The organism is Sphingosinicella xenopeptidilytica (assembly GCF_042676985.1).
Classification (GTDB): domain Bacteria; phylum Pseudomonadota; class Alphaproteobacteria; order Sphingomonadales; family Sphingomonadaceae; genus Sphingosinicella; species Sphingosinicella xenopeptidilytica.
This window is the reverse complement of the sequence record NZ_JBHTIK010000011.1, coordinates 56335-68261: the sequence shown is the minus strand read 5'-3', so window position 1 is coordinate 68261 and position 11927 is coordinate 56335. Positions and strand designations below refer to the sequence as shown.

Below are 11927 nucleotides of genomic sequence, written 5' to 3'. Positions count from 1 at the left end.
GGCGATGGCTGAACGCTTCGAACGTCACAAACAGCCCTGGACCGCCGCCGAGATCGACAAGCTGCACACGCTGGCCAAGAAGGGCATGGCGCTGAAAGCCATCGCGAAAGCGCTGACCCGCAGCGAGGAATCGGTGAAGGACCGCGCCAAGGCGGACGGACTCAGCATCGCGCGGTTGCGGTAGCGCTATTCCGGCGGTGCAGGGCATGTGTGGCTTGACCCTCCCCTCGCCGCTCGCCACATAGGCGCCGCGAGGCCACGTCCTCCCCCTTCATGGGTATCAAGTCCGGGACGGCCCGGCTCTTTGGAAGAGGAGCGCCGTCATGGCCTGGGTGTATCTTGGAATTGCGGGACTTCTGGAAATCGTCTGGGCCTTCTCGATGAAGCAGTCGGAGGGGTTCACGCGGCTGACGCCCAGCGTCGTCACCATCGTCGCGATGATCGCGAGCTTCGCCTTGCTGTCCATCTCGATGAAGTCGCTGCCGCTCGGCACCGCCTACACCGTCTGGACGGGGATCGGCGCGGTGGGCGCGTTTCTGGTTGGCGTCGCGGTGCTGGGCGAAAGCATCAGCCCGATGCGCGTGCTTGCCGCCCTGATGATCGTGGGCGGGCTCGTGCTGATGAAGCTTTCGACGCGGTAAGGGCTTGCCGCGAGGAGCGCGAGGCCCGACATGGGTGGGAATGGCGAAACGTCCCACCCCCGGCCTCCCCACCCGCGAACAGATCCTGAGCTTCGTCGAGGAGTCCTCCTCCCCTGTCGGCAAGCGCGAGATCGCCAAGGCCTTCGGGCTGACCGCGCAGGACAAGATCCTGCTGAAAGCCATGCTGAAGGATATGGCGAACGAAGGCCTGCTCGACAGCGGGCCGGGACGTGCGTTCCACAAGGGCGGCGGGCTGCCGAAAGTGACGGTGCTGAAGGTCGTCGGCATCGAAGGCGGGCGCGCCGTGGCGGTGCCGGAAAGTTGGGCGAACGATACGCCCGCGCCGAAGGTGCGCGTCGTCGAAGGGCGCAAGCGCGCGGCGCTTGCCATGGGCGACCGTATCCTCGCGCGCATCGAGGAGACGGGGCGCGGGCACCTTGCGCATGTGATGAAGAAGATCGGCGCGTCGTCCGAAGACGCGCTGCTCGGCGTGCTGAGGCGTGATCCTTCCGGCTGGTACCTGGTGCCCACCGACAAGAAGCTGCGCTTCGACCTTAAGATCACGGATATTGGCGAGGCGGATGCGGGCGACCTCGTGCTCGCAGAGCAATCCGGGCGCGGTGCGCGGGCAACGGGTCGTGTGGTCCAGCGGCTCGGCAACCCGATGGCGCCGCGCAGTTTCTCGCTGATCGCGATCCACGAAAAAGGCATTCCGAACGTCTTTTCCGAAGCGGCCGAGGCCGAGGCGGAGAAAGCGGCGAAACTGCCGCTGGGGGACCGCGAGGATTTGCGCAACCTGCCGCTGCTCACCATCGACCCCGCCGACGCGCGCGACCACGACGACGCCGTGTGGGCGGCGTCAGACGACGATCCCGCCAATCCCGGCGGCTTCAAGGCGATCGTGGCGATCGCGGACGTCAGCTTCTACGTGCGGCCCGGCAGCGCGATCGACCGCGAGGCGCGCGAGCGGGGGAACAGCGTTTACTTCCCCGACCGCGTCGTGCCGATGCTGCCCGAGGCGCTCTCCACCGACGCCTGCTCGCTGAACGCGAACGCGGACAAGGCGGTGCTCGCCTGCCACCTGACGATCGCGGCGGACGGTACTGTGAAGGCGTGGCGCTTCACGCGGGCGGTGATGCACGGGGTCGCGAACCTCGCTTATGAGACCGTGCAGGACGCGATCGACGGGAAGATCGAGCACGCGCTGACGGAGAGCGTGTTGCGACCGCTGTGGACGGCCTGGACCGCGCTCAAGGCCGCGCGCGACAGGCGCGATCCGCTGGCGCTCAACATGCCGGAGCGGCGCGTGATCCTCGACGAGAAGGGTCGCATCGCGGAAATCCGGGTACGCGAGCAGCTTCCCGCGCACCAGCTGATCGAAGACTTCATGATCGCGGCGAACGTCGCGGCGGCGAAGGCGCTTGAGGCGAAGGCCTCGCCGGTCGTGTACCGCGTGCATGAAAAGCCGAGCCGGGAAAAGCTGGTGGCGCTCGGCGACTACGTGAAGTCGCTCGGGCTCAGCCTGTCATTGGGTCAGGTGGTGACGCCGACGACGTTCAACCGGCTGCTCGCGCGGATCACCGAGCCGGCGCTGCTGGAGCAGGTTTCCGAGCAGGTGCTGCGCAGCCAGGCGCAGGCCTTCTACGGCACCGACAACCTCGGCCACTTCGGGCTCGCGCTCGGCAGCTACGCGCACTTCACCTCGCCGATCCGGCGCTATTCGGACACGCTCGTCCACCGGGCGCTGGTGCGCGCCTACAAACTCGGCGAGGGCGGGCTTACCGACGAGGAGATGCGCGCCCTGCCCCGCACCGCCGAGCATATCTCGATGACCGAGCGGCGGGCGATGGAGGCGGAGCGCGACACGATCGACCGATACGTTGCGGCCTATCTTGCGCAGCACGTGGGGCAGATCGTCCGCACGCGGATCAGTGGGGTGACGCGCTTTGGGCTGTTCGCGAGCGTCGAGGGCGTGGGCGGCGACGGACTCATTCCGATGTCGATGCTGGGCGCGGAGCGCTTCCACTTCGACGAGAGCGCCAAGACCATCGAGGGGTTGACGACGGGCGTGACCTACCATGTCGGGCAACGGCTGGAGCTGCGGCTCGCCGACGCGAACCCGATCAGCGGCGCGCTGCGTTTCGAGTTTCCGGATGGGCCGGCGCCGCGCGCCGGAAAGCGGCCGCCGCCGCAGCGCAAGGGTCGTCCTCCGCTGCCGAAGGGCACGGGCAAGGTGCGGCGGAAACGGTAGGAACTACGCCGCGTCGAGCAGGCTGAACATGCGATCGATGCGCGGCTGAAGCGTGGTGACGTTCGTCAGCGTTTCCTCCGCGGCGTGGACCTCGGCGGCGAAATCGTTGAAGCCGAAAGCCTTCGCGAGCCCCTTCAGCGAATGCAGCTGCCGCCGCACCTCGCCGTGGCTTCCCGCGAGCAGAAGCAGCTGGATATCCTCCAGCTTGTCGGACAGCTCCTGATGCAGCGATTCGAAGTCTTCGTCGATCATGCCCCGAGCCTAGTGGGAAAGTCGTTAGAACACGGTTAAGCAGCTGCCATGCCCGTGAGCCTGCTCGGATTCGCCTGGGACGCCAGTTCCTCCTACGCGCGCGGCGCGGCACTTGCCCCCGCGGTCGTGCGGGGCTTACTGTTCAGCGAGGCCTCCAGCCCCTACAGTATCGACGGCGTCGATCTTGCAGATGCGTTCGGGGACCGGCACTTTCCCGACCTGCCCGAGGACGCCGCAGAGGCGCGCGCGATCATTGCCGCCACGGTTGCCGCCGCGCTCAAAGCCGGCCGCCGGCCGCTCAGCATCGGCGGCGACCATTCGGTGACCTATCCGATCCTCAGCGCCCTGAAGGCCGCACACGGGCCGGTGAACGTGCTGCATGTCGACGCGCACCCCGATCTCTACGAGGAGCTGGGCGGCGACCGCTGGTCGCACGCCTGCCCCTTCGCCCGCGCACTCGACGACGGCTGCATCGCGAACCTCGTGCAGGTCGGCATCCGCAGCGCGACGCCTGAGCAGCGCGCACGGAGCGCAGCGGCGGGCGGCGCGATGCTGGGCGCCGACGAATGCGACCGCGTGCCGTGGGAAAGGCTCCAGGGGGCCGTCTATGTGTCGATCGACCTCGACGGGCTCGACCCGGCGTTCGCGCCCGGCGTTTCCCACCCGGAGCCCGGCGGGCTTTCGACGCGAGAACTGCTGACGCTGATCGCGCGCGTGCCGGGCGAGATCGTGGGCGCCGATATCGTGGAGCTGAACCCCGAGCGCGATATCGGTATGCTGACGGCAGGCGTTGCGGTTCGTCTCGTCAAGGAACTGGCCGCCAGAATGCTGTGACGCCGCTTGACTCTGCCGGACGTTTTCGGCATTAGCCCGCCCGTAAGCGCGGCGCTCAGACGCCGCGTTCTTTTTTGTAACTCTTGAGATCAAGCGCAAGGACTGCCGCGCCATGGCCAAACCAACAACCGTCAAGATCAAGCTCGTCAGCTCGGCCGACACCGGCTTCTTCTATGTGACGAAGAAGAACCCGCGCACGCAGACCGAGAAGTTCACCTTCCGCAAGTACGATCCCGTCGTGCGCAAGCATGTGGATTTCAAGGAAGCGAAGATCAAGTAAGGCGGCCCCGCCGCCTTCCCTTCCCGCCCGATCGCTCTAGGCGTACTGGCGGACGGTTTCGATAAAGCGCATCACCGAGATCGGCTTCGCGATATACGCCTCGCAGCCGCCGGCCTTGATGCGCTCTTCATCGCCCTTCATCGCGAACGCGGTGACCGCAACGACGGGAATGTCGCTCAGCGCCTCGTCGCTTTTCAGCCAGCCGGTGACCTCGAGCCCCGAAACCTCGGGGAGCTGGATATCCATGAGGATGAGATCGGGACGGTCCGCGCGCACCAGATCGGGCACGCTGCGCCCGTCGCGCGTTTTCATCGTCCGATAGCCGTGCGCTTCCAGAAGGTCGCAGAACAGCTTCATGTTGAGGTCGTTATCCTCGACGACGAGGACGGTTTTCTGCATGGTCCCCTCTTCGCAAACCTGACCGCGCATAATGGCCCCGCGGATCGGCCTGCCGAACAATCGCCTTGGCGAATGGTTGATACAATCCTAATTGTCCAGAGTTAATGACCTCTTACCAAACAGCCTTAACCCGCGAGGAGGCCGAAGTGATGGCGCTGCACGCCCTGGCGTGGGTTGCAAGCGACGAACGGCTCGGGCCGCGCCTGCTGGCGCTGACCGGACTCGACGCAGAAACGCTGCGCGCACGCGCCGGAAGCCCCGAAGTGCTGGGCGCGACGCTCGATTTCCTTGCCGCGCACGAGGCCGACTTCATCGCCTGCGCCGAAGCGATCGGAGCCGAGCCCGCACGGCTCGCGGCGGCGCGCGGCGCGCTCGGGCAATGACGAAGCCGCTTCTCATCTGCGACTGCGACGAGGTGCTGCTGCACTTCGCGGGACCGTTTCGCACCTATCTCGACACCGCGCACGCGCTCGAACTCAACTTCGAAAGCTTCGCGCTTTCCGGCAACATCCGGCGCAAGACGGACGGCAGCCTCATCGAAAAGAAGGACGTGCGTACGCTCGTCGAAGGCTTCTTCGCAGACGCGATGGAGGGTCAGCCGGTCGTGGACGGCGCGGTCGAGGCGCTGGCCGCGCTTTCCGATCCCTACGAGATCGTCATCCTCACCAACATCCGCGACGCGTACCGCGACCGCCGGCGCGCGCAGATCGCCGCGCTCGGGATGCCCTTCCCCGTCTATGTGAACGACGGGCCGAAGGGGCCCGCGGTCACCACGCTGATGCGCGAACATGGCCGCGACGCCGCCGTGTTCATCGACGACTTGCCGCCGCACCACAGTTCGGTAAAGCGGGACGCGCCGCACGTGCACCGGCTGCACATGGTCGCCGATCCGGAGCTGAGGCCCCTGATCCCGGCCGCAGACGATGCGCACGCACGGATCGATATCTGGTCTCAGGCATTACCGTACCTGCTGCGGCAGGCGGCGCGCTGACGACCTGAATGCAACGAAGGGGAATCTCCGGTCATGAGTATTGAAGCCCGTCTCGCCGAGCTTGGAATCACGCTGCCGAAAGCCGCCGCGCCCGCGGCCAATTATGTGCCGACGGTTCTGCATGGAAACATGCTTTACATCTCCGGCCAGATTCCCTTCCGCGAGGACGGCACGCTCGTGCTCGGACGGCTTGGCGAGGACATGGATGTTGCGGCCGGTCAGGCGACGGCGCGGCTCTGCGGGATCGGCATTCTTGCGCAGGCGCAGGCCGCACTCGGCAGCCTCGACCGTATCGAGCGCGTGCTGAAGCTCGGCGCATTCGTTTCGAGCACGGCGAATTTCTTTGACCAGCCGAAGGTTGTCAACGGATGCAGCGACCTTATGGTCGAGGTTCTGGGAGACGCGGGACGGCACGCGCGCAGCGCGGTCGGCGTCCCTGCCCTGCCGCTTGGCGTTGCGGTCGAGATCGATGCCGTGATTGCCGTTAAGGTCTGAACGGAACCGGATGCTGCGAAACACGACCCGCGATCTCGACTTCCTGACGCGCCAGCCCTTTGCGCACAGGGGGCTTCACGACACGAAGGGCGTGCCCGAAAACAGCCGGGCGGCGTTCGAACGCGCGATCGCGGCGGGTTACGGCATCGAACTCGATGTGCGGCTGACCAAGGACAAGGACGCGGTGGTGTTTCACGACGCGGAACTGCCGCGCCTCGCCAACGCCGGGGGGCGCATCTCCGACCTGACGACGGGCGAACTCGGCGCGTTTCGCCTTTCCGGCACCGATGAGCCGATCCGCACGCTGCGCGAGGTGCTGAGCGAGATCGGCGGCCGCGCGCCGACGCTGGTGGAGGTGAAATCGCCGGGACGGCGCGGCTATGGCAGCCTGTGCCGTGCGGTGCGCCGGGCGCTGGAGGGTTCGAACGGATGGACGGCGGTGATGTCGTTCGATCCGCGCATCGTGCGCTGGTTCCGCGAGCACAGCCCGCAGACCGTGCGCGGGCTCGTGGTGACGAAGGACGGCAGCGGCAACGCGGGGCTGCGCGGCTGGCTTTCGCGCAACCTCGCCGCCCGCGCCACGCGCCCGCACTTCATCGCCTGCGATATCAAGGCGCTGCCCTTCGGCTTTGCCGAGCGCCAGCGCCGCAAGGGCCGCCCGGTGCTGACCTGGACGGTGCGCGACGACGAGGAGCGCGGGCGGGCACAGGCGTACGCCGACCAGATCATTTTCGAGGACGCCCCGGAACACGCATGACCGGCACGCCGGCGACTTTCCGGATCGTGACATCGGCCTCGGACATTTCCGCGCCCGACTGGAACGCCTGTGCCGGAGACAATAATCCGTTCACGCTGCACACCTTCATCACTGCGTTGGAAGATTCGGGGAGCGCAGTTGCCGCCGCTGGGTGGCAGTCGGCGCACGCGGTGCTGGAAGATGCGGACGGCGGCATCCTCGGCATCGCGCCCGCCTATGCGAAATCGCACTCGCAGGGCGAGTACGTGTTCGACCACGGCTGGGCGGACGCGTTCGAGCGCGCGGGCGGGCGCTATTACCCGAAGTATCAGATGGCGGTGCCGTTCACGCCCGCGACCGGCCCTCGCCTGCTGCTGAAGGATGCAGCCTGCGCGCCCGCGCTGATCGCCGGGATCGAGCAGTTCTGCGAACGCCAGCAGATCTCGTCCGCGCACGCCACCTTCATCGCGCCCGAGCAGGTGTCGCTGTTCGACGCGGCGGGGTGGCTGATCCGGCATACCGAGCAGTTCCACTGGCACAACGCCGGATACGGCAGCTTCGAGGATTTCCTCGGCAGCCTCGCCTCGCGCAAGCGCAAGACCATCCGCCGCGAACGGCGGGAGGCGGCGGAGAGCGGCCTACGCATCATCGCGCTTTCCGGCGCGGACATCAGCGAGGCGCACTGGGACGCGTTCTGGCACTTCTATCAGGACACGGGCAGCCGCAAATGGGGCCGCCCCTATCTGACACGCGCGTTCTTCAGCCTCATCGGCGAGCGCATGGCGGAGCGCGTGCTGCTGGTGCTCGCCATGGACGGCGACACGCCCGTGGCAGGCGCGCTCAACTTCATCGGCGGGGACTGCCTTTACGGGCGCTACTGGGGGGCGGTGCGCGACCTGCCCTTCCTGCACTTCGAGCTCTGCTACTACCAGGCCATCGCCTACGCGATCGCGCATGGCCTCGCCCGCGTCGAGGCGGGGGCGCAGGGGCCGCACAAGCTTGCGCGCGGCTATGTGCCCGTGGTGACGACCTCGGCGCACCATATCGAGCACCCGGGGCTGAGGCGCGCGATCGAGGAGTATCTGGACCGCGAGCGCCCGGCGATCGCAGCGGACATCCGCGCGATGGAGAGCTTCACGCCCTACCGGCGCGGTTCATAGAGCCGGGCGCAGGCCCGGCCCGCCTGCTTTGCCGCGTAGAGCGCGACATCAGCCGCCTTGACGAGATCGGCGGCGTTTTCCGCGTGATCGGGATAGAAGGCGATACCGACGCTTGCGGTGCTTTCCGTCGGGTCTTCGCCGCTCGTCGTTCCGGCATGAACCGCCTGCGCCGCGAGCGCCATCACCTCCTCGCCGTGCCGCCCGGCATCGGGAAGGATGATCGCAAACTCGTCACCGCCGAGACGCGCGACCGAGCCTGCGGTAAACGCATCGCGCAGGCGCCGGGCGGCGCGGCGCAGCAGCGCGTCGCCCGCATCGTGGCCGAAGCCGTCGTTCACCGCCTTGAAGTGATCGAGATCGACAAGCATCAGCGCCATGCGGCCGCCGCGCGCATCCGTTTCCCGCATCGCGGCGAGCAGAAGCTCCTGAAAGCGGCCGCGGTTCGGCAGCTCGGTGAGCACGTCGTGCGCGGCGAGCCAGCGCAGGCGATCATCGCGCTCGCGCTGCTCGGTCATGTCCGTGCGCGTGCCGATCATGCGCAGCGCACGCCCGTTCGCATCGCGCTCCACGACGCGGCCGCGCTCGGCGACCCACACCCAGCCGCCTTCCTTGCAGCGCAGGCGATGCTCCAGGTTCACCATCGGCTGCTCGCCCTTGAGGCACGCGGTGATCCTGCGCAGAAGCTCCGCGAGATCATCGGGGTGAACATATTCGGCGAAGCCCGCGGCGTGACCCTTCACCTCCTCGCTCGCATAGCCCTGAATCGCGAGCGCGCTGTCGCTGAGCCAGATGTCGCCCGACGCGATGTCCCAATCCCACACGCCGACGCGGGTGCCGTCGAGTGCGAGCGAAAGCCGCGTTTCGAGGCCTTGCAGCGTTTCGGTGGCGGCGCGGCGCTCGCTGACATCGATGACGGCGCCGACATAGCCGTCGTAACGGCCACGGTCATCGAACTTCGGAGCGCCGACGTTGAGCACCCATGCGGTCGTGCCGTCGGCTTTCAGGATACGATATTCGATCGCGAACCGCTCCTGCCGCTCCGCTGCGGCATGGATTTCGCCCGGCACGATGAGGCGATCCTCTTCGTGCATCGTGAAAACCCAGCTTTCGTGCTGATCGGGGCTTGTTCCGGTAATCGCGTACCAGCTGTCGCTGACGAAACGGACGCGACGATCCGCATCCGCCATCCAGATCACGACGGGCAGAGATGCTGAAAATTGCCTGATCTGGGTTTCGTAACGCTGGCGGAGCGCCGTCTCGCGCGCCAGTTCGGCGCGCAGCCAAGCAAGCTCGTCTTCACGCGACTCGGAAGACTTTTCGGGAAATGCTTTGATTTCCGATACTTTTCCAGACAACCGCGTCGCCAAGGCGCCAGTCCCCCTGCTGCTCACGACAGCAGGTATAGCAAGCGGCCATTTCGCTTTATTTGCAAGCCCCAAGCGCCTGATTTCTCAGGCTTGCAGTGATTCGGGCGAAAGTTAGTGGCGTGTCTGCATCAGGAACGCACGGGCCTCGCGCTGCGCCGCGGCGACCTCGGCGGGCGTCATCGATGCCGCGACCTCGCTGCGATCAAGCTGGGCGCGCTCGTCGCCGGACATGGCGGCGAGGTTGAACCACTTGTGCGCTTCGACAAGATCGATGTCGACGCCGCTGCTGCCGACCGCATAAGCGACGCCAAGCTCGTAGTACGCGTCCGGCTGGCCGGCCATCGCCGCCGCCATCTGCGCGTGGAGAAACTGGACTTCAGTGACTGGATGACTTGCCATTCGAAAATCCCCCTCAACGTGGGGAGATTTGGCGTGCCTTGTTCAAGAAATGGTTAACGCCGAAAAATGGCGGAAACACTGATGCGAATCAGCCGAACAGCGAATTGGCCCGGCGGAACGCGAAGGCCTCCTGACGGCCAGCGTGCGCCAGACGGACGCGGCCGGGCGGCATCGTGACGACGGCACGGGTGCCCCGGCCCGGCGACGAGAGCAGTTTGAAGCTCGCCTCGTGCAGCTCCGCGAGCGCCTTGACGAGCGGCAGGCCGAGGCCGCTGCCGGCGAGCATACCCTTGTCGTCGTGCCCGCGCGCGAACGGCTTCATCGCCGTTTCCATCGCGCGGGGCGACATGCCGGAGCCGTTGTCGCGCACCTCGATGAGCATACGATCGGCACGGTCGACGCGCGCGGCGATGGTGAGCTTCACCTTCTCGCCGCCGTACTTGAGCGCGTTGCTGGCGAGATTGACGAGGATCTGGCGAAGCATCCGCGCGTCGGCATGGAGAAACGGCAGATCAGCCGCCATCTCGATCGCGACACTCGCGCCGCGTGCTTCGGCCATGGTCGCCAGCATACGGAGCACGGACGCGGCGAGCTGGCGGAGATCGACCTCGCTTTCGTCGAGCGGTGCGGCGTCCGCCTCGATACGCGCGAGATCGAGAATGGAATCGAGCGTCGAGAGCATCCCCTGCGCGGCTTCCCAGATCACCGCGTTCTGGCTGGCGGCGGCATGAGTGCGGCCGCTTTCGAGGCCGAGCGCGACGAGTTCGCTGTAGCCCGCGATGGCGTTGATCGGGGTTTTGAGTTCATGGCTGAGATTGGCGGCGAGCATCCGGCGGTCGCGGCGGAGACGGCGCACCTCGTCGCGCGCGCTGCGGGCCTCGCGCTCCCCCGCACCAACGGCGCGGGCAAGCACCTGCGCAAGCTGGGGCCCGGAAATGCGTCCGACCGGCTCCGCCCCCATCACCACCGCGACCCCGCCGGTGAGGCAGAGCGCGATGTCGGCGCGGGCGAGAAGCTCGGCAGGCCGGATCGCGGCATCGATCGCCCGGCCGGGAAGATCCTCCCCCGGGGGTTCCATGACATCCGTCAGCCAGTCCTGCATCGAGAATGCTCCGCTGCAAACGGCTGGAATCCTGCACAATCGAGGATGTCCGCCGGGCCTCCTGCAACGGCGTTAATAGTTATTGAGAATTGCTAATGAAAAGTTAACGCGGGCCGATTCAGGCCGTTTAGACAGCCAGATTGTCGATAAGACGCGTTGAACCGAGTCTTATTGCCGACAGGATGCGCGCCGGACGATCAAGAACGGTCACCGGCAACAGCGTTTCCGCATCGCGAAGCGCGACATAATCGGGGACGAGACCCGCCGCACGCAGCGCCGCGTCGGCCTCCGCGAGCGCGGTTTCGACCGCCGTTCCGGCACGGATCGCGTCGCGCGCCGCCATCAGCGTCTTGGGGAACAGCGCGGCGCGGGCGCGCTCCTCCGCCGAGAGATAGGCGTTGCGCGACGAGAGCGCGAGACCGTCCGCCTCGCGCACGGTGGGAACGCCGACGATCTCGGTCGGGATATCGAGATCGGCGGCCATGCGGCGGACCGTGAGGAGCTGCTGATAATCCTTCTCGCCGAACATGGCGAAATCGGCACCGGCCTGATTGAGCAGCTTCGAAACCACCGTCGCGACGCCATCGAAGTGGCCGGGCCGGTGCGCACCATCAAGCTCGGCGGTGAGGCCCGCAACCTGAACGCTGCTGGCAAAGCCCGCCGGGTACATTTCCTCCACCGTGGGCGCGAAAAGGAGGTGACACCCTGCCCCGGCCAGCGCCGCCGCATCCTCCGCCTCGCGGCGCGGATAGCGGGAGAAATCCTCGTTCGGACCGAACTGCGTGGGGTTCACGAAGATGCTGGCGACGACCCGGTCGGCGCGGGCGAGACCGGCCGCGACGAGCGCGAGATGCCCGGCGTGGAGCGCGCCCATCGTGGGCACCAGCGCAACGCTCTGCCCCGCCGCGTTCCACTCGCGTACGCGCGCGCGAAGCGCCGCGACCGTCCGCACGGTTTCGAAAGCCTCCGGAATCTTGCCTCTCCTCGATTGACTCCCCGGCGCCCGTGAATGAAACAGTC

Annotated in this window: 16 protein-coding genes; 10 read left to right on the top strand and 6 right to left on the bottom strand. The window is 66.9% G+C overall.

The window, feature by feature from the left end:
- Nucleotides 1–4 precede the first annotated feature (4 nt).
- The 3 genes from ACFQ00_RS14765 to rnr all read left to right on the top strand — a co-directional run bounded on the left by ACFQ00_RS14765 (nt 5) and on the right by rnr (nt 2892).
- Nucleotides 5–184: a hypothetical protein gene (locus ACFQ00_RS14765; protein WP_121047770.1), complete on the top strand. Its 180-nt coding sequence runs from the start codon at nt 5–7 to the stop codon at nt 182–184.
- 139 nt (nt 185–323) lie between these two features.
- Nucleotides 324–641, top strand: coding sequence for a quaternary ammonium compound efflux SMR transporter SugE (gene sugE, locus ACFQ00_RS14760; protein ID WP_381492396.1), 318 nt, complete (start codon nt 324–326; stop codon nt 639–641).
- A 40-nt stretch (nt 642–681) separates the two neighbouring features.
- Nucleotides 682–2892: a ribonuclease R gene (gene rnr / locus ACFQ00_RS14755; protein ID WP_381492392.1), complete on the top strand. Its 2211-nt coding sequence runs from the start codon at nt 682–684 to the stop codon at nt 2890–2892.
- Nucleotides 2893–2895: 3 nt separating this feature from the next.
- On the opposite strand, the gene ACFQ00_RS14750 is transcribed toward rnr, so the two are convergent.
- A complete protein-coding gene (locus tag ACFQ00_RS14750; protein WP_381492389.1) occupies nt 2896–3144 on the bottom strand; it encodes an Hpt domain-containing protein in 249 nt (82 codons plus the stop codon).
- 54 nt (nt 3145–3198) lie between these two features.
- Between ACFQ00_RS14750 and ACFQ00_RS14745 the strand changes: the two genes are divergently transcribed.
- Nucleotides 3199–3978, top strand: coding sequence for an arginase family protein (locus ACFQ00_RS14745; protein ID WP_381492386.1), 780 nt, complete (start codon nt 3199–3201; stop codon nt 3976–3978).
- A gap of 112 nt (nt 3979–4090) precedes the next feature.
- Entirely contained in the window at nt 4091–4258 is a 168-nt protein-coding gene (gene rpmG / locus ACFQ00_RS14740) for a 50S ribosomal protein L33 (RefSeq protein WP_121047764.1), read from the top strand.
- Between the two features lie 36 nt (nt 4259–4294).
- Here rpmG and ACFQ00_RS14735 read toward each other — a convergent pair whose 3' ends face one another.
- A complete protein-coding gene (locus tag ACFQ00_RS14735; RefSeq protein WP_374598738.1) occupies nt 4295–4657 on the bottom strand; it encodes a response regulator in 363 nt (120 codons plus the stop codon).
- A 104-nt stretch (nt 4658–4761) separates the two neighbouring features.
- Between ACFQ00_RS14735 and ACFQ00_RS14730 the strand changes: the two genes are divergently transcribed.
- The 5 genes from ACFQ00_RS14730 to ACFQ00_RS14710 are packed head-to-tail and all read left to right on the top strand — an operon-like array spanning nt 4762 to nt 8039.
- Nucleotides 4762–5040, top strand: coding sequence for a DUF3572 domain-containing protein (locus ACFQ00_RS14730; RefSeq protein WP_381492381.1), 279 nt, complete (start codon nt 4762–4764; stop codon nt 5038–5040).
- Nucleotides 5037–5648: an HAD family hydrolase gene (locus ACFQ00_RS14725; RefSeq protein WP_381492378.1), complete on the top strand. Its 612-nt coding sequence runs from the start codon at nt 5037–5039 to the stop codon at nt 5646–5648. Before ACFQ00_RS14730 ends, ACFQ00_RS14725 begins: the two co-directional genes overlap by 4 nt.
- 33 nt (nt 5649–5681) lie before the next feature.
- Entirely contained in the window at nt 5682–6143 is a 462-nt protein-coding gene (locus ACFQ00_RS14720; RefSeq protein ID WP_381492375.1) for a RidA family protein, read from the top strand.
- A gap of 10 nt (nt 6144–6153) precedes the next feature.
- Nucleotides 6154–6900 carry a glycerophosphodiester phosphodiesterase family protein gene (locus ACFQ00_RS14715; protein ID WP_374598729.1) on the top strand — a complete coding sequence of 249 codons (747 nt, stop codon included), beginning with the start codon at nt 6154–6156 and terminating at the stop codon, nt 6898–6900.
- Entirely contained in the window at nt 6897–8039 is a 1143-nt protein-coding gene (locus ACFQ00_RS14710; RefSeq protein ID WP_381492373.1) for a GNAT family N-acetyltransferase, read from the top strand. Before ACFQ00_RS14715 ends, ACFQ00_RS14710 begins: the two co-directional genes overlap by 4 nt.
- Here ACFQ00_RS14710 and ACFQ00_RS14705 read toward each other — a convergent pair.
- The 4 genes from ACFQ00_RS14705 to panC form a co-directional block, all read right to left on the bottom strand.
- Nucleotides 8021–9394: a diguanylate cyclase domain-containing protein gene (locus ACFQ00_RS14705; protein WP_381492370.1), complete on the bottom strand. Its 1374-nt coding sequence runs from the start codon at nt 9392–9394 to the stop codon at nt 8021–8023. The two genes, ACFQ00_RS14710 and ACFQ00_RS14705, sit on opposite strands and share 19 nt — an antisense overlap.
- A 123-nt stretch (nt 9395–9517) precedes the next feature.
- Nucleotides 9518–9805 (bottom strand): SEL1-like repeat protein, encoded by a 288-nt coding sequence (locus ACFQ00_RS14700; RefSeq protein ID WP_374598723.1) that lies wholly within the window; start codon nt 9803–9805, stop codon nt 9518–9520.
- 88 nt (nt 9806–9893) lie between these two features.
- The gene (locus ACFQ00_RS14695) at nt 9894–10907 is read right to left on the bottom strand and encodes a sensor histidine kinase (RefSeq protein WP_381492367.1); all 1014 of its coding nucleotides are present in this window, start codon (nt 10905–10907) and stop codon (nt 9894–9896) included.
- Nucleotides 10908–11034: 127 nt separating this feature from the next.
- Nucleotides 11035–11859, bottom strand: a complete 825-nt coding sequence (panC, locus tag ACFQ00_RS14690) for a pantoate--beta-alanine ligase (protein ID WP_381492365.1) — start codon at nt 11857–11859, stop codon at nt 11035–11037.
- Nucleotides 11860–11927 lie beyond the last annotated feature (68 nt).